Origin of the sequence: Asticcacaulis machinosus (assembly GCF_028550435.1) — a bacterium.
GTDB classification, from domain to species: Bacteria; Pseudomonadota; Alphaproteobacteria; order Caulobacterales; family Caulobacteraceae; genus Asticcacaulis; species Asticcacaulis machinosus.
The window spans coordinates 796,711-820,952 of record NZ_JAQQKV010000001.1; the positions used below are offsets into that span (position 1 = coordinate 796,711).

Consider the following 24,242-nt stretch of genomic DNA (forward strand, 5'->3'; position numbering starts at 1 on the left):
GCTTAGCAGATGCAATAAATTACCCTGAAATTTTCAGGGGACGGCGGCTAACAGTTTCGTTATTTCAGATTCTCGATTTCAACCGTGCGGCATGGAACGCCAGATGATCATCGATGAAGCTTGTGATAAAATAATAGCTGTGGTCATAGCCCACGTGGCGGCGCACGGTGATCTTCTGACCCACACTGGCCGCCGCCGCTTCCACCAGATGCGGCTTAAGCTGACTTTCCAGAAACTGATCGCCAAGCCCCTGATCAATAAGGATATCGTCGAAGGGAGCCGCCTTCCCCTGGGCCATCAGCGCGGCGGCATCGTGACGCTGCCACGCGGATTGGTCATCGCCCAGATAGGCGCTCAATGCCTTTTGCCCCCACGGGCAGTTGAGGGGCGAAGCGATCGGCGCAAAGGCCGACACCGACTTGAAATGATGCGGGTGATTCATGGCTAGCGTCAGCGCGCCATGTCCGCCCATAGAATGGCCACTGATGCCCACACGCGTCATATCCGCCGGAAAATGCTCAGAAATTAAAGCCAGTACATCCTTGGTGACATAGGATTCCATCTGAAAATGCGGGCCCCACGGCGCCTCGGTGGCATCGACATAAAAGCCCGCGCCCTGCCCCAGATCGTAGCCGTCATCATTCGCGACCCCATCTCCGCGCGGGGAGGTATCGGGGGCGACAATAATCATCCCAAGTTCAGCCGCCTTTTTATAGGCTCCGGCCTTTTCGGTGAAATTATTGGCCGTGCAGGTCAGGCCCGACAGCCACACCAGCACCGGATGCGGCCCCTCACCTTTGGGAGTAAACACACTCAAGGCCATAGATGTGCCGGTCGCCGCCGAATCATGACGCACAAATTTCAGATCGCCGCCAAACAGGCGGTGATGGGCCGTGACTTCCATTCTAACTATCTTTCACAGGCCGGCGCATATCAACCGAAGGCAAGGGAACCCCGCCCAGGTCGATATCCATAGCGCCCGCCCGCTCAAAGCCCAGCTTGGCGTAAAATGCCTCGGCATTCAGGCCCGACAGGCAGCGGATTTCGCGCACTCCGGCATTGTTGATGAGGCTACGGCAATGCCGGAACAGCTTGCGCCCCAGACCAAAACCCGAAAAATCAGGGTGAACGGCGAAATGGCGAATATGAGCGACGCCTTCAATGACTTCACCCGTGATCGGATCATCCAGCGTCCAGCCGCCCGACGCCACCACCTGCCCGTCCATGTCGGCCAGCACGTAAAACGTCCCGCTGGTCAAAAGCTTGGGGTTGATTTTCGAGATGGTCGGCAAGACCGCATCGACCAGATCCGTACCGTATGACCGCCGCAGACCTTCGGCAAAGGCAGTCTCCAGCATGTCCTCGATCTCTTCGCGGTCTTCGGGCCGAGCGACACTGATCTCCAGCGACTGGGCGTATTCCTTATCGGCCCCGGCCTCAAAGCCGTAGAGGATATGTTCCTCCCACGGCCATTGGCCTTTCCAGCCCTTTTCAAGACAGGCAGAATGGGCCCAGAAATCCTGCGCCAGCGGGGCAAACTTATCGGCCCGCCAGTGCGGCATCCAGGTCGCGGTCAGCATGACGGCTGAGCTTTCATCCTCAATCGCCACTCCGCAAAACACGCAGTGAAATTCGTGGGCATCCACAATATCGTCGTCGTCGTCGGTCATGTTCGTGTGTCGATTCCCTTAACTGCTTAAAAGACTACGACAGAACGGATGCTTTCGCCACGGTGCATCAAATCAAAGGCATCATTGATTTTCTCTAAAGGCAGGATGTGGGTGATCATCGGATCGATCTCGATCTTGCCATCCATGTACCAGTCAACAATCTTCGGCACGTCTGTGCGCCCGCGCGCCCCGCCAAAGGCCGAGCCTTTCCAGACACGCCCCGTCACCAACTGGAACGGACGGGTCTTGATCTCAGCGCCGGATGGGGCAACCCCGATAATGATGCTCTCGCCCCAGCCGCGGTGGCACGCTTCCAGCGCCTGACGCATGACATCGACATTACCGGTGCAGTCAAAGGTATAGTCCGCCCCGCCGCCGGTCAGTTCGACCAGATGAGCCACGATATCGCCGTCAATTTTCTTAGGGTTGACGAAGTGGGTCATGCCAAAGCGCCGACCCCATTCGGCCTTGTCGTCATTGATATCGACGCCGACGATCTTATCAGCCCCAACCATCTTCAGGCCCTGAATGACATTAAGCCCGATCCCGCCCAGACCAAACACCACCGCATTGGCGCCCGGCTCAACCTGAGCCGTGTTGGTCACCGCCCCAACCCCGGTCGTGACCCCGCAGCCGATATAACAGACCTTATCAAACGGCGCGTCAGGACGAATCTTGGCCAGAGCGATTTCCGGCATGACGGTGTGATTGGCGAAGGTCGAGCAGCCCATATAGTGGTGGATGGCCTGACCTTTGTAGGAAAACCGCGACGTACCGTCCGGCATCAGGCCCTTACCCTGAGTTGCACGAATCGCCGTGCACAGATTCGTCTTGCGCGACAGGCACGACTTACATTGGCGGCATTCCGGCGTGTAAAGCGGGATAACATGGTCACCCGGCTTTAAGGAAACGACGCCCGGCCCGACCTCCACCACCACGCCGGCACCTTCGTGACCGAGGATCGAGGGGAACAGTCCTTCCGAATCCAGACCATCCAGAGTGTAGGCATCTGTATGACAAATGCCGGTCGCCTTGATCTCGACCAGAACCTCACCGAATTTGGGCCCTTCGAGATCAACCTCCACGATTTCCAAGGGCTTTTTGGCTTCAAAGGCAACGGCGGCACGGGTCTTCATGTGGTATCCTTTTAGGGGCATAAACTAATGGACATGGTAACATGTCACATGCCCGATGCCAGCGTTTATATTTGAAATTATTTTCCAATGAAATCAAAATATTGACCTACCCACACAACTGAACGTGATGGTCAAAAATCAGCTTTTGTTAACGATAATTGACTATGTTCGGAGGTCTCAGAGTTTCGCTTAACCGGAATACACCCATGACTATAAAGTCCAGAATTCTCGCCCTGGTTGCTGCGTTCGCGCTGATGGCCAGCGCTATCACCGGCCTTGGCCTGATCACCATCGGTGACTATGATAAAATGATCGATGACTACGGCAGCGCCTATGAAAACGCCTATAATGGTGAACGTCTGAACCGCATCGTGACCGCCGTTGTGATGGAATCACGCGGCGTCTATATGGCCAGCGACATTGATGGCGCCAAGAAATTCGCCGATGGCATCGACAAAAACCTTGATGAAATGATGGGTATGCTGACGACGTGGAAAGCCTCCCTTGGCGCCAATGAACTGCCGGAATTCGCCAAGGTTGAAGCCCGCGCGCAGGAATTCAATACCTTCCGCCGCGAAGTCGCCCGCCTCGGCCGTGACGTGTCACCGCAGGATGCCAATGTCATGGGCAATAACGACGCCAACCGTGAAAACCGCAAGGCATTCCAGCAAGAGATTGACGCGATGGTCAAGACCATCCGCGCTGATCTTGATCACTCCGAAACCGCGATCAACAAATATAACGACACCCGCGCCATGCTGTTTCTGCTGATGGCGGCATCGGGCATCATTGCTCTGGTCTGCGCCTCTTTGTGGGTGGCCATTAATTCGATATCCCGCCCGCTGCAAAACGTCACCGGCAGCGTCACCAAAATCTCTGACGGTGCTTACGACACGGTTATCCCCGAAGCCAAGGGCAAGGACGAAATTTCCAGCCTGTGGCGCTCCATACGCGTCCTGCGTGACCGCGCCGCCGAAGCCGAGGCGCTCAAGGGCGAACAACAACTGGCCGAAAAACGCGCCTACACTGAGCTGATGCAGGAACGTAACCGGATCGCCTCCGAGTTTGAAAAGCATATGGGAGACCTGGCGACCCGCTTTATCAACTCGTCGCGCACTGTGGCCGATGCCGCCCGCGGCCTGTCGGAAACGGCAGACGATACCAACCACCGTGCGGCGTCTGTGTCCTCGGCCGCGATCGAAGCCGCCAACAACGTCCAGAACGTCGCTGCCGCTACCGAAGAATTGTCGGCCAGTGTTGGTGAAATCAACCAGCAGGTCATCCGCACCTCTGAGGTTACCCGTCTGGCCGTCGATGAGGCCCAGAAGACCGAGCAGGCCATCCAGACCCTTCAGGTCGCCGCCAATGAAATCGGTGAGGTTATCAACCTGATCCAGGCCATCGCCGCCCAGACCAACCTTCTGGCGCTCAACGCCACCATCGAGTCGGCCCGCGCCGGCGAGGCTGGCAAAGGCTTTGCGGTTGTGGCCTCCGAGGTCAAGCAACTGGCCCAGCAAACCGCCAAGGCGACCGACGATATCCGCACCAAGATCTCGGAAATCCAGTCGGCAACCACCATCACCGTGGGCTCGATCGACGCCATTGTCCGCACCATTGAAACGATCGGTCAGTTGACCTCATCGATCGCCGCCTCGGTTGAACAGCAAGGGGCCGCGACCAATGAAATCGCCAATAACACCAACCTGGCGGCTTCTGGCACCCGCGACGTGACCGGCCACATCACCGGCGTCGGCCGCGCGGCCCAATCGACCGGCGAAGCGGCACAGTCGCTGCTCAGCCTGTCGTCCGATCTCGAAGGCCGCTCAGAAGACCTTCAGGCCGAAGTGGTCAGCTTCGTGACCCGCCTGCGTGCCGCATAAACCTCTAAACACCTCAATAAAAAGCCGCCAGTGTCACACCGGCGGCTTTTTTCATGCCTGATCCAAAGTTCAAGCCGTTTGGGCTGCCGGCATAAACTGCTCAAAGGCAGCAATGGCATCAGCCGCATACATCAGCGACGGGCCGCCGCCCATATAGATGGCCATGCCGAGCGCTTCCTCAACCTCGGCCTTGCTTGCGCCCAGCCGAACCAGTGCTTCGCTGTGAAAGCCTATGCAGCCGTCGCAACGCGTCGATACGCCAATGGCCAGCGCAATCAACTCCTTGGTTTTCTTATCCAGCGCACCGTCTTTGGTCGCCGCCTGCGCCAGAGCAGAAAAGCCCGCCATTGTCTCAGGAATATCGCGACGCAGGGTCTTCATATTCGCTGAAATACGACGCGTGATGTCGGGATAGGATTTTGTCATGTGTTTTAGACCTCAATAAAATTTCGCCATCATTGGCTCTTGAATAAATTAGATAATGCTAATATATTTGCAAGGCCACAAGGACAAATAATTTTATGCCCACACCCGACACCCCCGCCGACGTTCTGGAACGCAATGCCGCTGAAGCCGAGGCCATGCTCAAACTTTTGGCCAACCGGCATCGCCTGCTCATCCTGTGCCAGCTTATTGATCAGAGGAAATCTGTCGGAGAAATAAATGAAAATATTAAACTTTCTCAGTCAGCACTCTCTCAGCACCTGGCCAAGATGCGCGCACAAGGTCTGATAGAGGCCGAAAAACAGGGGCAGATGGTCTATTACCGCCTGGCTAACCCCAAGGTCACCGCCCTGTTGTCCACCCTTTATCTGATTTATTGCCAAGCCTGATATAAATTAGATATTACTAATAAATTGAGTGAAACATGTCTGTAAAATCTGTTGACGCCCTAACGCTAAAACAATGGCTCAACCATAATGAAGCCATTCTGATTGATGTACGCGAACCTTCTGAATATGCCGCCGAACACATTGCCGGAGCCCACCTGATTCCGCTCGGCGCTCTGGGCACCACGCCCCTGCCCGATATGAATGGTCGCATCCTTGCGGTTCACTGCCTTAAGGGCGGGCGCGGTCAGTCGGCTTGCCAGACCTTAAGCCAGCTTTATCCTGATCTGGAGATACATAATCTGGACGGCGGTATCGGCGCGTGGTCGGCGGCGGGCTTTGCCACCGAAAAGCTAAGCCCCCGCCGCACCTTGCCGCTGGATCGCCAGACGCAACTTACGATCGGGCTGGGGATTTTGGCGTTCACCTTACTGAGTGCCTTTGTAAATCCTCTGTTTATCTGGGGCGCAGCCTTTTTCGGCGCGGGCCTGACCTTTGCGGGTCTGACCGGCATCTGCGGTCTGGCCAGAGTTCTGGCGCACATGCCGTGGAACCGCCCAAAGCCCACCTGATAATCTTTGGTAATCACTGTTGAGTGAGCATTTCAGAGGCGGGCGCGTAACAGGCTTTACATTTTTAACTGATTGGTCATGTCTATACTTTGAATATACGCTCTACGATAACAGAGAGGACAAAACCTTTGAGTCCCGCGCCAACCTCCGAAGCCACCGCCCGCCATCTGCTGGTCGTCGATGACGATGACCGCATCCGCACCCTGCTCAAGGAATTCCTGTCCCGGCAGGGCTTTCGTGTCACGGCTGCCGCCCATGCCGACGCCGCCAAGCGCATGTTGCAGCTTCTGGATTTCGACCTGTTGATTCTGGACGTCATGATGCCGGGCGAAGACGGCTTTTCGCTGTCAAAGTGGGTGCGCGCCAATTCCAATGTGCCGATCCTGATCCTGACGGCGCGCGGCCTGCCCGATGACCGGATCATGGGCCTGTCGCTGGGGGCCGATGATTATCTGTCCAAACCTTTCGAGCCACAGGAACTGTTGTTGCGGATCGAAGCCATCCTGCGTCGTACCGGTGTGAAACCCGCTCTGCCGCGTGAAATCCACATCGGCGCCTTTACCTTTGATCTTGAGCGCTCCGAACTGACTAAGGGCGGGTCTCTGGTGCGCCTGACCGAAGCCGAGGCCCAACTGCTGAAATATCTGGCCGAGCGGGCCAATGTGCCGGTCGACCGCATGGAACTGGCCAAGGACAGCGTCGATACCACTGGGCGCGCGGTCGATGTTCAGGTCACCCGCCTGCGCCGCAAGATTGAAAACGATCCGAAAAACCCGCGCTACCTGCAAACCGTGCGCGGTAAGGGCTACATGCTGGCCCCGGATTAATGGAAAAGCCTTAATGCGCTTGCGCCTGCCCAAAATCAGCCTGTGGCCAAAGTTCATCAAACGGAGCATCCCCAAGACCTTATGGGGGCGCGCCCTGCTGATCATTGTCCTGCCTATAGGTCTCATGCAGTTTGCCGTGACCTGGGCGTTTTTTGACATGCACTGGGAAACCGTTACGGCGCGTCTGTCGGAGGGACTGGTCGGTGATATTGTCTGGGCCGTAGATGCCTATGAAGCCGACCCGACCACGCAAAACATGACACGCATCTCCGAACAGGCCCAAAAGGCCATGCAGTTGTCGATCGTTTATCAGCCGCACAAGACCCTGCCCGAAGGTAAGCGGCCTAACCCATGGGCAGCGCTAGATCGCTCGCTCAAGCGCGCTTTACAAACCCAGCTTGACGATCCGTTCTGGTTCGACACGACCCGTTATGCCGGCGCCGTCGATATCCGCGTTCAGGTCGATGGCGGGGTCATGCGCGTTATCGCCCCCCGTGAACGCGCCTTTGCGACGCGTGCCCATATCTTTATCCTGTGGATGGGCGGGGCGACCTTTATTCTGACGACCATCTCCATCCTGTTTATCCGCAATCAGGTCCGCGCCATTGAGCGCCTGTCCCACGCCGCCGAAGCCTTTGGCAAGGGTGAGGATGATCCGGGCTTTAAACCCTATGGGGCGGCTGAGGTGCGCGCCGCCGCCCACGCCTTCCTTAAGATGAAGGCCCGCATCCAGCGCCACATCGAACAGCGCACAACCTTGCTGGCGTCCGTCTCCCACGACCTGAGAACGCCACTGACCCGGCTCAAGCTCGAACTGGCTATGGCCCCGCAGGACACCGCGACCGAGCGCATGAAGCAGGACGTATCGGAAATGGCCTATATGATCGACGAATATCTGGCCTTTGCCCGCGGTGAGATGCAGGACACGCAGGATGATGTCTCGATCAATAGCCTGCTGACCACCCTAAATGACAGTATCGAACGCTCAGGTCATAAGCTGGCTGTGTCGCTGCTTGGCGAAGATGTCACCCTGTCGGCCCGTGAAATGGGCCTTCAGCGCGCCCTGACCAATCTGATCATGAACGGCTTTCACCACGCCAAAACCGTGGCGGTCAGCGCAGAGATCGAAACCAGAGCCAATACCACCCGCGTCCTGCATATCTATGTTGATGACGACGGCCCCGGCATTGCGCCTGATAAGCGTGACGACGCCATGAAGGCCTTTTCACGCCTGGATGCCGCCCGCAACCAGAACATCAAGGGTGTGGGCCTTGGGCTGTCGATTGCACAGGACATCATCCGTGGCCACGGCGGCGAACTGGTGCTGGACCAAAGCCCGCTGGGCGGGCTTCGGGCCGATATCCGGTTGCCGGTGGCATAAAAAAGCGCCTGCCGTTTCGGGCAGGCGCTTTATCAGATGATCAAGACACACTTAGAAGTTAAAGCGCACCCCGCCAACGAAGCGGCGTCCGAACTTCTCAAACTCAATCGGATTGCCAACCGAGTCGGCATAGCGCTTGGCACCTTGATTGGTCAGGTTGGAACCGTCGAAGAAGACTTCAAAGTTCTTGTTGACCTGATAGCGGGCCGAGAAATCGACTTCTTCGTCGGCATCCCAGAAGATATCGCCATTGCCAGACGGCACAAGTGCGCCACCGACCGTCGTGTAATCACCGACCGACTGACCCCACGGTGTGCGGTACTGATAGGCCAGACGCACGGTCAGGCCGTACTTTTCATAGGTCGCCTGAACATTATAGATCGCATCGGACGAGCCCTGAACGTTGATATTCCGGGCAGGAGACGTGCCGACTGCCAGAAGCTTGACTTCCGACTGGGTGAAGGTTGCCGACGCCTTGGCGCCAAAGCCTTCCATCCAGGTCGGCAGGCCCGCATCCTGAACCCACGGCGAAATATTGCCGGAGTAATAGATCTCGGCGCCTTGCAGATAGCCGTCACCGCCATTGTCAACGGTATTGTAGCCGTAGGTCGAACGGTCAAAGCCCGGGGTGTTCAGATCGGTACGACCAAAAGTTACCTTGCGACGCAGAAGGACATCGGTAATGTCCTTATAGAACAAGCCTGCCGAAATAAAGGTGTTGGGCTGATACCATTCCAGATAAGCGTCGAAGCCGACCTGCTTTTCCGGCTTGGCGTCAGGGTTGCCGCCCGTGATTTCGTCCAGCGTGTCATCGATGGTGAAGTTCGGGCGCATATCGTCATAATCTGCGCGCGACGCCGAGGTGGTGACGCCAAAGCGCGCCTTAAGATCGTCTGAAACGTTCCAGTTCAGATGAATGCTCGGGTAGAACAGAGTTTCATCGCTTTCGGTTTCAACCAGACGGTAGTTCAACGCCGAAGAGGTGTCAAAATCGACATAGGCTTTACCGGTGTTTTTGATCTGCTCGACACGGGCACCGTAAACCACATTACCCCAGTCGAACTGAGTGGTGGCCATCAGATAACCGGCGGCGATATCTTCACCGACGTTCCAGTAATCAGGGATCGAATAAACCAGATTGTTAGCGCCTGCCGAACTGTTGAGCAGGTCATAGGCCTTTTGGCGGTCGGTGTAGCGGAAGGTGTAACCCAGACGCTGCTCACCCAGATAATCGCCGTTTTGAGCGATCGAGCTGTAGGTGGCGGTTGTCGACAGGGCCCCCGTGCCGTTGAAAACTTCGTTCTTCTTTTCCCGCATGGTGTAAAGGCCGCCGAACTCGATCTTGGTCTCACGGCCGAACAGTTCAGTTTCATAATCGAAATCAACCTTGGCCGTGTAGGCTTCGGTGGTCTCGGAGGCGTTCTGACGGGTGGCCTGGCTCATCGGCATCGCAAAGTCTTCGACGTTCTGAACCTGCGCGCCCTGAGTACGGGCCGAAGTTGTGCCGGTTGTACGATACAGAGTCGCAATATTGCTGTCACCATCACGGAAGTCATAAACAACCGTTGGGCGAGCGGTAAAGGTCGAGGGGCTCTGGAAGCGAATTTCCAATGGGTTATCCCCGGTGTTGTCAGCCCAAGTGTAGTTCAGGCGCCATGATGCGTCGAGCTTACCGAATTTGTGCTCACCACCAAAGGTATTGGTCGACATACGGTCGTCGTTGTCGCGGTAAGTCACGCGGGCCGAAATGCGCGCACCATAGACCGTGCCGAACTTCGGGTCGTTGCCGGTGACGAAATTGGTTGACGTGTAGCTCTGACCGGCAGCATTAGTGCCTTGGTTCAATTGGAAGATGAACTGGTCGCGCAGCTCGTCGTCATGAAACACAGTGTTGATGGTCGAGAAAAAGACCTGATGATTGTCGTTGAACTTATAGTCCAGACGGGTCGAGGCCGAATAGTTTTCACGGATCAGACGGTAGTGCTTGTTCTTGGTTTCCTGGGCGAAACGCTTGCGGATGTCGGCCGCATTGACCGTCAGATAGGGATCGGTTTCCCAGTTTTCCGTGGCCATTTCACGCTTATAGTACGACCCCTGAACGACAACGCCCAGTTTGCCGTCGAGGAAGATGTTGGAATAGACCAGCGACGAGTCGTATTCATTGCCTTCGCCCAGTTCAACGCGGCCGGCAGCCAGCTTACCGGTGATCTTCTGACCATTGTAATCAAAGGCGCGACGGGTGCGGATATCGACATTACCGGCAACGGCATCGCCCGGCATGGACGGCACCAGCGCCTTTTGCACGCTGATTTGCGAGGCAATGGCCGATGGGATGTTGTCGAAGCGCGAGGCGCGGCCTTCGGGAGAGACCACCGACAGGCCGTCGAACGACAAGGTCGTCCAGTAGTTCGGCGCACCACGCAGGTTGACATAGCGGGCCTGCCCCTGATCGCGTTCAATGGCAACACCCGGCAGTCGACCAACAGCGAAGGCGATGTTCTGGTCAGGCAGGTCGCCGACGTCATCGGCGGCAATGATGCTGACCAGCGAGTCAGAGGCGCGTTGCGCTTTCAGCGCTGAAGCTTCCGACTCCGCGATCGGGCGACGGCCCGTGACGGTGACTTCCGTGACATCCTCGTCAGCAGCAGCATCAGCCGAAGCGGTTGCAACCGTCAGCGTGCTGGCCAGCGCGGTGGTGGCCAGAAGCGTCACAGCCATAAGGTTGCGGTTTTTAAAGGTGGTGAACATGAGTGCCCCTCAATGAAATATACAGCGGGGCAGGTAGCGCCAGGCCATGACAGTTTTATAACAAACCAGAACATCGATAGCCTGAAACAACAACTGTTGCCAAATTACCAGATACATTCGCCATTTAAACACTTAATAATAGAGTTTAATTTTGCACATGCGTTTTGAAAAATAACTGCTATGAGGCATATTAAATTCTGACGCGGAGACTTTGAGATGCTTTTTTTACAGTTTCATGACAAATTCAAGACAGTATTGATGGCAGGACTTTCAGCGATCGCTCTATCAGGCTGCATCCACTCTGAACTGATTTCCGACTCCAAGAAAATGACGCAGGGCACAGGTACGCCGGTACTGGCCTCAGGAGAGACTATCGCCGTCGGCACAGGGGCTGCCGATGCCGCCGATGACCCCGAAGTCTATGTCAGCCCTTACCGCCCTGAAACCCCGGTCATTCTGGGCACGGACAAGAAAGCCGGACTTTATGTCTATAACATCGACGGCAGCGTCCGTGACTTTGCGCCGACCGGCCCGCTCAACAATGTCGACCTGCTGGAGATGGACGGTCAGGCCCTGATCGGCGCGTCGGATCGCGTCAAAAACGGTGTCGCCCTGTTCGGCTTCGACAAAGATCTTAAGCTGCGTAACCTCGGCTTTGTCAGCTTAGCCACCTCTGAGGCCTATGGCTTCTGCATGGCCGCCGTCAATTTCGGCGACAAGATCAGCCCAGTCGTCGTCGTGGTTGGTCAACGCGGCGATGTCGCGGTGGCCCGCCTGAACGATGTCGGCGGCTATTCGGTCATGGACACCCAGCGCTTTGAGGTTGGCTCCCAATCCGAAGGCTGCGTCATCGATGCGAAGACCGGCGCGCTCTATATCGGCGAAGAAGCCAAAGGCATCTGGCGCTATGATGTGCGCGCGGCTTCCAATGCTACCCGCGTCCATTTTGCCCCCGCCCCATCCGATATTCTGAAACCCGATGTTGAAGGCCTGACCCTGCTGCGCGAAGGAGAGGCGACCTATCTGATTGCCTCCTCTCAGGGCGACTCAGCCTTTGCCGTGTGGCAGGTTAATGCCGATCCGGTTTATAAGGGCCGCTTCTCGGTCATGGCCGGCAACGGTATTGATGCGGTTACCGGAACCGATGGCGTCGCTGCTCGCGGCGGGCCGGTCGGCCCCTACCCCAACGGCATTGTCGTCATGCAGGACGATGTTGACTCCGACGGCGAAGCCGCCTCCACCACGCGCATGAAGCAGAACTTCAAGATCGTGGACTGGAATAACGTCAAGACGGCTCTGAATATTCAGTGAGGCGTCAAAAAAACTAAGCCGTGGCCGGCTGATCCGACACCTTGGCGCTCATCATGGCGGTCGCCTTGATCGAGGCGTGGGTGACACCGGCCATCCGCGCCACCGCCATCTGACGATAGTTATCAAAACCCTGCACCATGCAGGCCCCCGCCGAAGCCTTGGCGGCCGTGCTCAGCGCACTCAGATAGTCGTTGAGCGCAGCGTCTTCGCGTTTGACGCCGTCATATTCGACGCACACACCCGACAGGCCGCACTTATGCAGGGCGGCAATGGATTTGCGATCGGCCGACACAGAGCCCACCACCGTCATGCAGAACGGCTTGATCAGGGAGACAATCTCTAAAATCCGGTGCGGCGGCACACCATCGAGGCCGCGCACCTCAAACAGCACCTTCAGATTCATCTCAGCCGCCGCTTTTGACACTTCCTGTGTGATACGCGCCCGCGCACGGTTCGAGGCAAAGGTCGAAAAGGCCGCAGGCACAACCATCAGCATCTTACGGGCGTCAGGTTCTTTCAGGCGGATCAGCTTGATGCCCTGTTCGATATTGGCGACATCGACCTGTTCGCGCAGGTTCCAGTCCATATTGGCCAGCGCCTTACGATCCAGCAGGGTGTTCTCGCTGCCCTCAATAACCATCGCCTCAAGGCGGTGACCGATCATCACCATCTTACGCATCTCAAACAAAGGCTCTGCCGAGGACGCCACCCTGACCGTGCGCCCGGCATAGGCAACCGACTGCGCCACAATCACCGGACGCTGGATGGCCGCCATCTGCGGGCTGGCCTCGGTGCGCTTTTCCGCCGCTTCGGGCATAGCGCCGGGCCGCGCCCTGACGGAGTGAGCTTCTTCTTCGTCGCGTTCAAAAAAGGTATTCATACGGATACGCGCAATCGCAAACTTATCGACATCATAGGCCTCAACGGCATAGAGGGGGACATCTGCGTCGCTCAGGTCGCCCACAAAAAAGTTCCCCAGATCCAGCCACATATCAACCACCGACATGGCGCCTTTGCGCGACGCTTCGGTCGGCAAGACCGCCAGCCAGGTGTTTTCGGATACGGCAATGCACCAGTTGGGCTCAGGAAACCGCCGCTCAAACCCGGTCTTCAGATGCTCAAACACCACTTCGCGCTTAGCCTCCCAGCGTGCGCCCATGCGCAGTATAAGCGGTGTGATATTCAGTAAAAACGCCCGACCACGCTGATCATGATGGGTTTCACGCAGACGTTCGATGATCTCAACCGCATCGTCGCGCTCAAGTACCATAATCTCACGCTCCGTCCCCGTAAGGGACGAAACCGTGGCTGTTGTTACACCTTCGGAAGTCTGGGACATTGCGCCCTGCGGTTCCTGTTTACTTATCTGACCAATTTAAGGTCACACTGTTGAAACAAGATTAATAGCGCTGCAAAAATGTATACAATCCGTGCGCACCCCTCGAAATTCTGCATTAGCGTAAAAATTAAGCAATCGTTCACCCTGTTTTGTCACTGTTGAGCCTATTCGAACTTCTTGATTCGGACGGTGCCTTGGCTCAACCCGCTGTAAAATCATCGCCGCCTGAACGCGCCCCCCTTGGCGGTCGCGATCGGGACAGCTATGTCAGCCTGCTGGAAGCCTTAAAGACCGCCACTCAAACCGTCAGCCGTATCCCAGACGCCCCGGCCCCGGTTCCCCCGACGGCAAGAGAGGCGCGCCCCTCCGGTGACCTTGATCATTTTACCCGCCTGCTGATCGACACCCTCCGTAAAAGCGAGAGCCGCGAACAAAGGGCGCGAATTGCGCAACTGATCGACGCGCCGTGGCTGCCCGAAGCGGCACGGCTTGAACTGTGCGCCCTGCCCGCTGAGGTCAGTCAGGCCATGCTGCAACAGGCCCCGCTCAGCGATGCGGCCCTGTTCAACCTGCTGAACAACCAATCCGAAGCCCATCAGATCGCCATTGCCCGCCGCCCCGGCCTATCGAACAATCTGGTCAAGGCGATTATCAATCTGCCGCCGTATCTGGTTCAGATGGCGTTGCTGAATAACGCCTCTGCACGCTTTGAGCCGGAGGATATCCAGAGCCTGTGCCAGCTGGCCCAAGGCCATGCCGCCCTGCGCGGGGCCCTGATCCGCCATCCGCTGTTTACCGAGGCCCATGCCAAGGCCCTGATGGCCTCGGTCGGCCCGGCCTTACGCGACGCCTTAACCGCGCGCTTTCCGTATCTGGCCGTCCCTACCGCTACGGCCACCTCGGCGCAGGCGGTTGCCGAATTGAAACTGTCTTCCCTGACCAATGGCCTGCTGCTGAACCTGCTCAATGTCGGCCAGCTTGACGCCTTTCTCGAAGGCATGGGCCGCAAGCTGAACCTTAATAGCGCAAAGCTGCGTGACAGCCTGAACGGCCAAAGCTGCGTGACACTGGCGCTGTCGATGACTGCGCTTGGCATTGACCGCGCCGCCTTTGGTACTGTGCTGGAGCAGATCCAGCGCCTGAACAACCAGCGCCCGAAGGTGACCAGTGCCCATCACCTGCTGGCTCGGCCGGTGTTTGATCTGCCCCCGGCGATGGCGCGGGAAAAGCTTCAGGCCATATTGGGCTAAGCTATAACGCTTTGATTTCCTGAAATATCAGCGTATAAGGCCGCCCACCCCGCGCGCTAATGGTTACCAAAGATGCCCCTTAAACTGGCTTTTAAAGCGTCCGAACGGCCAGAGGCCCAAAGCGCGCGCGACCGGCTGATTGAACGGTATGGCTCAAGCGACAGCCCCGATGTGGTGGTGGCGCTGGGTGGTGACGGGTTCCTGCTTGAATGTCTGCATGAGCATTTGGGCGACAGCGTGCCGATCTTTGGCATGAACCGCGGTTCGGTCGGGTTTCTGCTCAATGAGTACGGCGAAGACGATCTGGTTCAGCGTATCTATGCCGCCGAGCGGACCCTCATTCATCCCTTGCGGATGCGGGCCACCAATCGTGACGGCGAAAGCTTTGAAGCTCTGGCGCTCAACGAAGTCTCCCTGCTGCGCCAAACCCACCAGAGCGCCAAGCTGCGCATTCTGGTTGATGATAAGGCGCGGCTCGAAGAACTGATCTGCGATGGCTGCCTTTTGGCCACGCCGGCAGGATCGACGGCCTATAACCTCTCGGCCCACGGCCCGATTCTGCCCCTGACGGCGCAGGCTTTGGCGCTCACCCCTATCAGCGCCTTTCGCCCCCGGCGCTGGCGTGGCGCGGTCCTGCCCCACACAAAACGCGTGCGCTTTGAGGTACTTGAAGGCGATAAGCGCCCGGTCAGCGCATCAGCGGACACTTTCGAAGTCCGTCATGTTCGGGATGTGCAGATCGAGGAATGCCGCGACATCTCGGCCACCATCCTGTTCGATGCGGGCAAGGGCTTTGACGAGCGCGTGCTGGCGGAAATGTTTACGGCGTAAGGGCACCGATTAGCCAGAATAATCCCAAAACGCCGATTGCGATCATGACGAAGGCGTGAAAGGTCATGGCTATGTAGAAGCCAAGCCCCTCATCACCATCTCTTTTGATAGTCGTGGGTGGTTGCGAGATTTTATGGAACGGAAACATATTTCGGGGCGGCATTTCCATAGTTTCACCATCCCGCATGCCTCGGTAAAACCACCAGGCGGAATATGCAAATGTGTAACCAAACACGGCAATAGAAATTACAGAGACAATAAAATACATGGGCATATGCTCTACGGTATTAATACAGTAGTTCATCATGCAAAACCATGCAATCTGGCTCAAGCGGCCGGGCCAGTGCTCGGACAGCCTCCCGATCGAAGATGGGGAGGCAAGGCAGATTCAACTTGTCTTCGAGTAGTAAAAGAGCCCCCACCACCACATCTCGCCTTCGGCTCGTGCGGTCCCCCTCCCCGGCACGCCGGGGAGGTATAAGTAAGAGATATCTCATTCCCCTATACTCCCCCAACTTGTTTGGGGGAGGTGGCGCGCCAAAGGCGTGACGGTGGGGGGCTTTTTGCAGACTTTTGGGCCTTAACTGCTGTCGGCAATGATATCCGACATGCTCTCCGGCAAGACCAGCTTGACCTCTCCGCGGGCGACGCGCCAGTACATCTCACCGCCGTCGGCTTCAAACCACGGCGGGTGCTGGGTGGCCAGAATCGTCCGCTCATTCAGCCACAACAGGCCGGTTTTCGGATCGAGGCGCGGCGGGGTTTGCGACGCTTCCTCAAGATCATCCTCAAGATCGTCATCAATTCCGAAATCAGGATCAGCCAGATCAAGGCCCTTGATGCGCGTGAGCAACTCATCCGGCGTGAGCGTTTCCGCCTCTGAAAGAGGGTTCAGTTTCGGGGCCAGTTTGGCGCTCACCGCCTCATGGGTGGCGCGCAAGGCCGCCAGTTTCAGGCCGAACTCTTCACGGCTGCGGGCGGCCTCTTCAGGGGTGAGCTGCTTTGACGCCGTGCGCTCGGACGCATCGACGCGCGCATAGATGCGCTCGATCAGCAGTCCGGCCCGTGTCATTTGCTCCAGCTCCGGGCCATCGTATGGCGACGGCAGATCACCCAGCCGCTCCAGCATCCGGTCAGCAAAGGCCCGCAACCGTGCCCGCCGTTCTTCCGGCGTGAAGCGTTCCTGAATTTGCAGATCGGTGCTCATCCCCTCAGCATGGGGGAAAAGCCAACAGAGGGGATAAGTTGCTTTCCTCCTCCCTATGCGTAAGCATGGGGAGGTGGCGGCACGCGCAGCGTAGCCGACGGAGGGGGATGGCTGATAGATTGTCACCACGCTGCCTTTAAGGCGTTATTCCTACAAAAGCGGGGAGGCATTAAGGGCGGCGCAATCCCCCTCCGTCGGCTTCGCCGCCACCTCCCCACGCAAGCGTAGGGAGGAGAATGGGCACCGACATGTCTGGCGTCCCAGGTTCCGGGTGCAGGGGCCGTGCCCCTGCCCGTGCCCTGCCTGCAAAATTCGTAAAAAGCGGCCGCTGTTTTAGGGGTTCTTAAATCTGTGCCGGTTATGGTGAACGCAGATTGCGATCATAAGTCCCCCAAAGCCTGCCCCTAAGGACCCCTCTGCCATGTCGGAAAAAGCTCAAATCATTCAGGTTCCCAATACCTTACGCGCCAAGGTCGGCGGCAAGATGGGCGCCCTTGATCAGGCGGCCATTGCCAAGGCTGAGGCGGCACTGGCGGATCTGTCGTCGAATTTCGGTGACTGGCTGCTGGACGAAGTCAAGAAAATCGAAGCCGCTCAGGCCGAGATCAAAGCCACAGGCTTTACCCCCGCCAATGCCGATAAGCTCTATTTTCACTGCCACGACCTGAAAGGGTTGGGTACGACCTACGGCTATCCGCTGGTCACCCGCATCGCCGGCTCGCTGTGTAAGATGATGGACGACGAAGCCATCCGCCTGCAGGCCCCGCGCCATTTGATCGACGCTCACCTTGACGCCATCCGCGCCGCGGTACGCGACAGCATCAAGGAAGACACCCATCCGGTCGGCAAAATTCTGGCCGATACGCTGGAGGCCCGCGTTAAGGAACACCTCAACGCCATTGGTCATAAGGAATAGGTGGCGGCCATAAGGAATAGGCGTCAAACGCCAGTAACAAAAAAGCCGCCGGAGTGATTTCCGGCGGCTTTTTTGTTGTGATCAGATCAGTGATTAAGCCGCTTCAAATTCTGACTTCGCCTCTGGCTCACCCTTGGGCAGATTGGCCCATGAATGGCCCTTGTGGTCAAAATCCAGACGCTCCATCAGATAGGCGATATCTTCGCGCGACGCCGTTGGGGTCTGGGTCAGGAAACGCTCGATCAGGCGTTCCTGCAAGCGGATGGGATCAAGATGCCCCTGCTCGGCCTTAAGGTCATGGTAGGTCTCGACCGCCGCCTTAAAGGTTGCAAACATGCCACCCGGCAAACCGGCGCGATCATAAATCGCCCGCAAACCCAACGAGCCGGCATCGTGAATCATCAGCCAGGTGCGTTCATGAGGCACACCCGACAGCTCCGCCAGAGCATGCTCGAAAAACGTCATCTGTCCGCGCACCAGCGCCCGCAGCATCAGCGACGGTGTCATGCGGCCAAAATCAACCAGATGTCGCGCCAGCGTCTTAGGGTCATGGGCATTAGGAGTGCGTCCCGCCATATCGAGGGTCGCGCGCTCCTGCACAGATTCGGCAATACGTGCCGCCGTTTCCGGCGTGACCGCATGGCGCGCCACCAGTTGTTCGCGCAAGGCGCCGCTGACCAGATGAACCAGCTTTTCCGTCACCGTCACCGGCAGGGCCTGCCGGTTGACCAGCACGGAGTGCATAATCTCAGACTCACCAAAGCGGTCCATCACCCGGCCAAACCCGCCTTCGTCAAAACGGGCATTATCGTTGGCACAGGCAATCACCACCGCCTCTTCGACACCGTGGGTGGCCAGAGCGCCCGTCACGACTTCGGATAAGGTATCGCGCTTGGCAATCGCAATCTGACGCGCCGGATTACCGGCTTCGATCACCGCCCGCAGATCGTCGTCGCTAAACACTGGCGAATAATGCAGAACCGGCACCGCCACTGATACCACATCCTGAGCCAGCTTCATGGCCACATCGTGCGGCAAAAGATCAGACGTACGCATGGTCACTGACAACGCGCGCCTGACCAGTTCGGCCGCGTCATGGGCCATCAGGCGGATAATTTCGTGGGCGGCTTCGCGTTCGGCATCGCCTACCGCCTGCCGCTCCATGACCCGGCAAATCTTATGGGCGGCCACGGCCCGGTCGTCAGCATTTTCGCTTTTGACCAGACGCTTAAGGTCTTCGTCGGATAAAACCAGTCTTGAGGTCATCATGGGTCGAAATCCTGAGAGCACGGATATGAACCCCGATTGTCGCGCCTTATCCCTAACGAAGCTTTACTTTTTGGTCATAAGTTCGCTTTGGGCGCTAAAAAACGATCACATTATCTTGAGAATGGCCTAAAATTACAACCTTAAGAATACATAGTGTATAATTTTCGCATACGGTAACGGGACGGCAAGATGTTTGAGTTAAGGTTTGCGCTAAGTACGGAGCCGTTATGTCACCCCACGATCAGCCTTTGACGACTCAGCCTCCCGCCGTCGATGAGGCCGTTATCCTCGATTACGGCCTGCGGGCACAGGCGCGGATGCTGCCCTATGCGCTTGGGTTCTTTGGTGTGGGGTTGCCGCCGTATCTGTGGGCGGCGTCCTATTTCATGCCACCAGCCTTTATTGGCTTAAGCCTGACCCTGTTTGCGGTTAACTGGGGGTTTTTCCATTATTTGCGCGCCAAGTCACGCGCCCTGCTGACACCCGAAGATCAGGTGCCGCCGAAAGCCTTTTTGGCCCGCCGCATGGTCTATCAGGGCGTAAGCGCGGCCTTATGGGTCGTGGGCCTGATGACCTTAAGCTATGTGGCGGCCCTGTCTGGCCACAATGCCCATATCTTTCTGCTGATCTGTGCAGGCGCGGCCGTTGGCATCATATTTTTTTGCACGCCGGTGCTGCGGTTCCTGCTGACGCTGGGGCCGCTGTCCGCCGCAGGCCCCGTGATTGCGCTCAAAGCCGTGCCGGGTGGTCAGGACCTGAGCAATCTGGCCATAGGCGGCATGGCGCTGGCTCTGGCGCTGGGGTTCATTCTCAACCGTCATTTGCGCGAGCATTACCAACTGGCCCACGATCAGTTACGACTGGCCAGAGAACGTAACGCCGCCGTCGATACCTCCGAGAGCTTAAGCGCCAGCAAGATCGCCCTGATGCACACCCTGTCGGACGAGTTGCGCACCGGCCTGAAAGGGCTAAGCGCCAGCCTGCACACTGGCCTCACTCAGGCCAGCCGCGCCCCCGCCATTCGCCAGCACATCTATTCGGCGCTCAATGAGGCCCAGCATCTGGAAAACATGCTGGTGACCACCCTTGATAATGACACCGCCGAACAGGGGCTGATGCAGATCACCCCCGAAGCGCTCGATATCGATGCCATCTGCGTAAAAGTCATTGAGGACTTTAGCGCTCAGGCCACCGCCAAAGGCCTTGAGCTGACGCTTAATCTTGAAGCCGTACCGCATAAGGGCGCGGTCATGGCCGACGGCGCGCGGGTTACCCAGATACTATCTCATCTGGTGTCCAACGCTCTGGCCTATACCGCCCGCGGCCGGGTGGAACTGAAGGTGTCCATGACCACGGAGAACCTGCTGCGGGTCGATGTGCTCGATACCGGCCCCGGCCTTGATACGGACGAACTGGATCAGGCCTTCAAAGCCCATACCCGCATTGCGCGCACCGCCGCCGGTCATTCCGGTGCCGGATTGGGCTTAAGTTTGTCAACGCGGCTGATTGCCATGATGGGCGGCCGCATCGGCGCCGACAGCACGGTCGGCCTTGGGTCCAAGTTCTGGGTGGAACTGGTCTTTGATCCCCATGCCCGCCGTCCCGAAAAGCCCGATACGGCACCGCCTGCCGTGGCCACAGAGATGCGCAACGGCCTGCGGGTTCTGCTGTTGTCCAATGACAGCTTGAGATCGGCCCAGTTACGCGACAGCCTTGAGCGGCTGGGCCATAAGTGCCTGACCTCCACCACGCGTGAGCGCGCGCTCAATCTTGCGGGTAAGGCCGAACTGGACGCCTGCCTGATCGCCACCGGCCCCATGAACGAAGTCGCCGACGCCGATGGCCGCGAAACGCTGGAGGCCTTTTTATACCGCCTGCGCACCAGTCAGTCGGAGGCAGCGATACAGATCCTGGCCCTGTTGCCGCAAGGTGATCACGCGGGCACCCTGCGCGATATGGGCGTGAAACCCCTGATCCTGCCGCAAAGCGAAGCCGATCTAAATCGCGCCCTTTCGGCCTAAGTTGGTGTCACAAACCGACATAAAAATCACAGATTTCACAAAATCGGGATAACTTCAGTTTTCAAGTATTCACGACCTGTGCGGCTGCTCACATAAACAGCCCTTAAAACTGCAAAAAGCTTACGCTGTCGTAAACTTTGATTTGTCTGGAATTTTTGCACTATCCCCTACAAAACACAGACATATCAAAGCCCTGTTTCCTTTAGGTCAGGCGATGTTTCATTGTGCAATGCCGCAATATTTGTCCGTTGTGTTTCTTAAGCCTTGTGTCATACATTTTTGGTAATTGTATAGGGTTACTTGATTTCATAAGTGCCCGTATACCGTTCAACAAAAAGTCTACAGGTTACAGGAAACACGGAGAATGATTTTCAAATGCTCGCACCGCGAATATTTGGATTTCAAACCCTGCTTTACCCAAGGGAAATGGCATGCGTAAAACGACATCTCATCGCGGCGGCAAAATTTTTAACAAAGTCTTACTGACCGGCACCTCGCTGGCCCTGCTGGGGACCGCCTTGCCGGCTCTGGCGCAGGGCGACGCACCGCCCGCAGATGAACCGGAGGAAATCTTAGAGATTGTCGTCACGGCCCAAAAGCGTGAGCAATCGCTGCAGGACGTGCCGATCGTGGTCACCACCCTGTCGGCCAAGCTGCTGCAGGATGCTGGTGTGCGCGACATCAAGGATATGCAGGTCTTAACCCCCGGCCTGACGGTGACCTCGACCCAGAATGAGAGCCTGACCACCGCCCGTATCCGCGGTGTCGGCACGGTCGGTGACAACCCCGGCATGGAATCCTCGGTCGGCGTGGTCATCGACGGCGTTTACCGCCCGCGTAACGGCGTGGGCTTTGGCGATCTGGGCGAACTGGAACGCATCGAAGTCCTGAAAGGCCCCCAAGGCACCCTGTTTGGGAAAAACACCTCGGCGGGTGTGATCAATATCATCTCCAAGAAGCCGTCCAACGTCTTTGGCGCCGAAGCCGAAGCGACCGTCGGCAATTATGACGCGCGCGGCTTTTCCGCCGCCGTCACCGGCCCGATCGCCGGTGATGAAGTCTTAGGCCGCCTCTATGTCGCCAAGCGCGAACGCGGTGGCTATTACGATGTCAAAACCGGCGACGGTCAGCGCACTACGACCGAAGATGCCACCCAGGATTTCACGACCGTACGCGGTCAGTTGCTGTTCCTGCCTAACGACGACCTGAGCATCCGCGTCATCGGTGACTGGTCGAGCCGTGAAGAACGCTGCTGCGTCACGGTGCAGACCCGTACCGGGCCGACCGGCGCGCTGATCAACGCCCTGACCGCCGGTGGCCAGGGGATTGATCTTACCGCCAGCCCCGAAGACATGATCGCCTATGCCAACCGCGATACCCGTCAGTTCATTGACGACAAAGGCATCTCGATAGAAACCAACTTGAAACTGGCCTTCCTGGATTCGACCCTGACCTCGGTCACCGGTATCCGTAACTGGGAAAACGTCAATGGTCAGGATATCGACTATACCGGCGCAGACATTCTCTACCGCCGTGACAACGGTGATTTTTCGGCCGAGTTCAAAACCTTTTCTCAGGAACTGCGTCTGGCGGGCGCCACTGAGCGCCTGAACTGGCTGGTAGGCGTCTTCTATGCCGAAGAAGATCTCGACCGGATGGATTCTTATGTCTACGGCACCAAGTACGCCGCCTACATCAGTGCTTTGTTGTCCCAGCAAATTCCGGGTACAACCGCGGCAAACGTCCTGCCCCTCCTGACCGGCCGGGCGGCCGGGACCAACTTCGTGGCCGGGCAAGGCGCGCTCGATCACTATACCCAAAGCGCCAAGTCGTTTGCGCTGTTCACCAATAATAGCTATCAGGTGACGGATTCACTCGAACTGACTCTGGGCCTGCGCTACACGGCCGAAACCAAAGAGATGACGGCGGTTTATACCAACTCTGACTCTGGCGCGACCTGCGGGGCGGCTATTGCCCGCTCAGGCCTTACGGGCGGCTCACCCACCGGCATCTGGGCGCTGATACCCGCCGCGTCACGCCCGACGGTCTTAGGCGGTCTGTGCGCCTTCTGGGCCAACCCAGCCTTCAATAACCGTCAGGTTGCCGATAAACAGGACGAAAAAGAGTGGTCCGGCACCTTTAAGGCCGCCTACCGCTGGAACAACAACATCATGACCTACGCGTCCTATGCGCGCGGGTATAAGGGCGGCGGCTTCAACCTTGACCGGGCCCTGACCGGCCTGACACCGGACTCATCTTTGTACTTCCCGTCAGAAACCGTCGACAGCTATGAACTGGGGATCAAGACCTCCCTGTTCGACAAGAAGGTGCTGTTCAACCTGACCGCCTTCGATCAGACCTTTACCGACTTCCAGCTCAACACATTTCTGGGTACGGCCTTTGTGGTCGAATCCATCCCTGAGCTGACCTCAAAGGGCTGGGATGCCGATGTGTATTGGTCAACCCCGATCCGCGGCCTGAATTTCCAGGGCGGCATTGCCTATGCCGACACGAAATATGCTGAGTTCACTGCCGCCGACCTTAACAATCCGGCGCGCTTTGCCCAGTTGTCCCTGCTGCCGGGCGCCCAGATGTCGTTCGCGCCTAAGTGGACTTCATCAGGGTCGGTGACCTATACCCGCTCGATTGCCGGCCTGCGCTGGCTGGCCAATCTGTCGGCCAAGCACACCTCCAGCTACAACACCGGCTCCGACCTCATCCCGTTCAAGATGCAGGAATCCTTTACCCTGCTCAACGGCCGCATCGGCGTCGGGTCTGAGGACTCGCGCTGGATGGTCGAAGTCTGGGGTCAGAACCTGACGGATGAGAGCTATCGTCAGGTCGTAATCAACGCCCCGCTGCAAGGCACAGGCTTCCAGTCGACACTTCAGTCGAACGGCACCTTCTATAATCGCGGGCTGGATTCGAACACCTATGACGCCTTTATGGGCGCGCCCAAGACCTACGGTGTTACGCTTCGGGTAAAGTATTAAGCAACTTCCCTCCTCCCTGCGCGTGCGTGGGGAGGTGGCAGCCCAAAGGGCTGACGGAGGG

The 24,242-nt window shown here is 57.6% G+C and carries 20 protein-coding genes; 11 read left to right on the top strand and 9 right to left on the bottom strand.

Translation table 11 applies throughout. From position 1 onward, the window contains the following. Nucleotides 1-64: 64 nt before the first annotated feature. From fghA to PQU98_RS03790, 3 genes are read right to left on the bottom strand one after another with little or no spacing between them, the layout of a single operon-like run. Nucleotides 65-904 carry an S-formylglutathione hydrolase gene (fghA, locus tag PQU98_RS03780; protein WP_272743545.1) on the bottom strand — a complete coding sequence of 280 codons (840 nt, stop codon included), beginning with the start codon at nt 902-904 and terminating at the stop codon, nt 65-67. 1 nt (nt 905) lies between these two features. Continuing rightward, nucleotides 906-1,670: a GNAT family N-acetyltransferase gene (locus PQU98_RS03785; RefSeq protein WP_272743546.1), complete on the bottom strand. Its 765-nt coding sequence runs from the start codon at nt 1,668-1,670 to the stop codon at nt 906-908. Nucleotides 1,671-1,696: 26 nt separating this feature from the next. Next, nucleotides 1,697-2,806, bottom strand: a complete 1,110-nt coding sequence (locus PQU98_RS03790; RefSeq protein WP_272743547.1) for an S-(hydroxymethyl)glutathione dehydrogenase/class III alcohol dehydrogenase — start codon at nt 2,804-2,806, stop codon at nt 1,697-1,699. Nucleotides 2,807-3,012: 206 nt separating this feature from the next. Here PQU98_RS03790 and PQU98_RS03795 point away from each other — a divergent pair, with 206 nt between their 5' ends. Then, complete coding sequence (locus PQU98_RS03795; protein WP_272743548.1) at nt 3,013-4,686, top strand: methyl-accepting chemotaxis protein; 1,674 nt, start codon at nt 3,013-3,015, stop codon at nt 4,684-4,686. A gap of 69 nt (nt 4,687-4,755) precedes the next feature. Here the strand turns inward: PQU98_RS03795 and PQU98_RS03800 are convergent, their stop codons facing one another. Then, nucleotides 4,756-5,112 carry a carboxymuconolactone decarboxylase family protein gene (locus tag PQU98_RS03800; RefSeq protein WP_272743549.1) on the bottom strand — a complete coding sequence of 119 codons (357 nt, stop codon included), beginning with the start codon at nt 5,110-5,112 and terminating at the stop codon, nt 4,756-4,758. Nucleotides 5,113-5,207: 95 nt separating this feature from the next. Here PQU98_RS03800 and PQU98_RS03805 point away from each other — a divergent pair, with 95 nt between their 5' ends. The 4 genes from PQU98_RS03805 (at nt 5,208) to PQU98_RS03820 (ending at nt 8,296) form a co-directional block, all read left to right on the top strand. Then, nucleotides 5,208-5,519 (top strand): ArsR/SmtB family transcription factor, encoded by a 312-nt coding sequence (locus PQU98_RS03805; RefSeq protein ID WP_272743550.1) that lies wholly within the window; start codon nt 5,208-5,210, stop codon nt 5,517-5,519. A 35-nt stretch (nt 5,520-5,554) separates the two neighbouring features. Further along, a complete protein-coding gene (locus tag PQU98_RS03810; protein WP_272743552.1) occupies nt 5,555-6,088 on the top strand; it encodes a rhodanese-like domain-containing protein in 534 nt (177 codons plus the stop codon). Nucleotides 6,089-6,216: 128 nt separating this feature from the next. After that, complete coding sequence (locus PQU98_RS03815; RefSeq protein ID WP_272743553.1) at nt 6,217-6,915, top strand: response regulator; 699 nt, start codon at nt 6,217-6,219, stop codon at nt 6,913-6,915. A 13-nt stretch (nt 6,916-6,928) separates the two neighbouring features. Then, complete coding sequence (locus PQU98_RS03820; protein ID WP_272743554.1) at nt 6,929-8,296, top strand: ATP-binding protein; 1,368 nt, start codon at nt 6,929-6,931, stop codon at nt 8,294-8,296. Nucleotides 8,297-8,347: 51 nt separating this feature from the next. Here PQU98_RS03820 and PQU98_RS03825 read toward each other — a convergent pair whose 3' ends face one another. After that, nucleotides 8,348-11,044, bottom strand: coding sequence for a TonB-dependent receptor (locus PQU98_RS03825; RefSeq protein WP_272743555.1), 2,697 nt, complete (start codon nt 11,042-11,044; stop codon nt 8,348-8,350). A 258-nt stretch (nt 11,045-11,302) separates the two neighbouring features. Between PQU98_RS03825 and PQU98_RS03830 the strand changes: the two genes are divergently transcribed. After that, the gene (locus PQU98_RS03830; protein WP_272743556.1) at nt 11,303-12,355 is read left to right on the top strand and encodes a phytase; all 1,053 of its coding nucleotides are present in this window, start codon (nt 11,303-11,305) and stop codon (nt 12,353-12,355) included. 13 nt (nt 12,356-12,368) lie between these two features. On the opposite strand, the gene PQU98_RS03835 is transcribed toward PQU98_RS03830, so the two are convergent. Then, nucleotides 12,369-13,694 carry a hypothetical protein gene (locus PQU98_RS03835; RefSeq protein WP_272743557.1) on the bottom strand — a complete coding sequence of 442 codons (1,326 nt, stop codon included), beginning with the start codon at nt 13,692-13,694 and terminating at the stop codon, nt 12,369-12,371. Nucleotides 13,695-13,888: 194 nt separating this feature from the next. On the opposite strand from PQU98_RS03835, the gene PQU98_RS03840 reads away from it, so the two are divergent. Both PQU98_RS03840 and PQU98_RS03845 read left to right on the top strand, forming a co-directional pair. Next, the gene (locus PQU98_RS03840; protein WP_272743558.1) at nt 13,889-14,944 is read left to right on the top strand and encodes a DUF2336 domain-containing protein; all 1,056 of its coding nucleotides are present in this window, start codon (nt 13,889-13,891) and stop codon (nt 14,942-14,944) included. Between the two features lie 72 nt (nt 14,945-15,016). Beyond that, nucleotides 15,017-15,775, top strand: a complete 759-nt coding sequence (locus tag PQU98_RS03845) for an NAD kinase (RefSeq protein ID WP_272743559.1) — start codon at nt 15,017-15,019, stop codon at nt 15,773-15,775. Here the strand turns inward: PQU98_RS03845 and PQU98_RS03850 are convergent. Continuing rightward, nucleotides 15,765-16,106, bottom strand: coding sequence for a hypothetical protein (locus PQU98_RS03850; RefSeq protein ID WP_272743560.1), 342 nt, complete (start codon nt 16,104-16,106; stop codon nt 15,765-15,767). The two genes, PQU98_RS03845 and PQU98_RS03850, sit on opposite strands and share 11 nt — an antisense overlap. Before the next feature lie 249 nt (nt 16,107-16,355). After that, a complete protein-coding gene (locus PQU98_RS03855) occupies nt 16,356-16,982 on the bottom strand; it encodes a hypothetical protein (RefSeq protein WP_272743561.1) in 627 nt (208 codons plus the stop codon). A 421-nt stretch (nt 16,983-17,403) separates the two neighbouring features. Here PQU98_RS03855 and PQU98_RS03860 point away from each other — a divergent pair, with 421 nt between their 5' ends. Then, on the top strand, nt 17,404-17,898 hold the full coding sequence (locus PQU98_RS03860; RefSeq protein ID WP_272743562.1) for an Hpt domain-containing protein: 495 nt from the start codon (nt 17,404-17,406) through the stop codon (nt 17,896-17,898). A 93-nt stretch (nt 17,899-17,991) separates the two neighbouring features. Here PQU98_RS03860 and spbR read toward each other — a convergent pair whose 3' ends face one another. After that, nucleotides 17,992-19,167, bottom strand: coding sequence for a SpbR family protein (gene spbR / locus PQU98_RS03865; protein ID WP_272743563.1), 1,176 nt, complete (start codon nt 19,165-19,167; stop codon nt 17,992-17,994). 227 nt (nt 19,168-19,394) lie between these two features. Here spbR and PQU98_RS03870 point away from each other — a divergent pair, with 227 nt between their 5' ends. Both PQU98_RS03870 and PQU98_RS03875 read left to right on the top strand, forming a co-directional pair. Further along, nucleotides 19,395-21,188, top strand: a complete 1,794-nt coding sequence (locus PQU98_RS03870; protein ID WP_272743564.1) for an ATP-binding response regulator — start codon at nt 19,395-19,397, stop codon at nt 21,186-21,188. Between the two features lie 431 nt (nt 21,189-21,619). Further along, nucleotides 21,620-24,181: a TonB-dependent receptor gene (locus tag PQU98_RS03875; protein WP_272743565.1), complete on the top strand. Its 2,562-nt coding sequence runs from the start codon at nt 21,620-21,622 to the stop codon at nt 24,179-24,181. Nucleotides 24,182-24,242 lie beyond the last annotated feature (61 nt).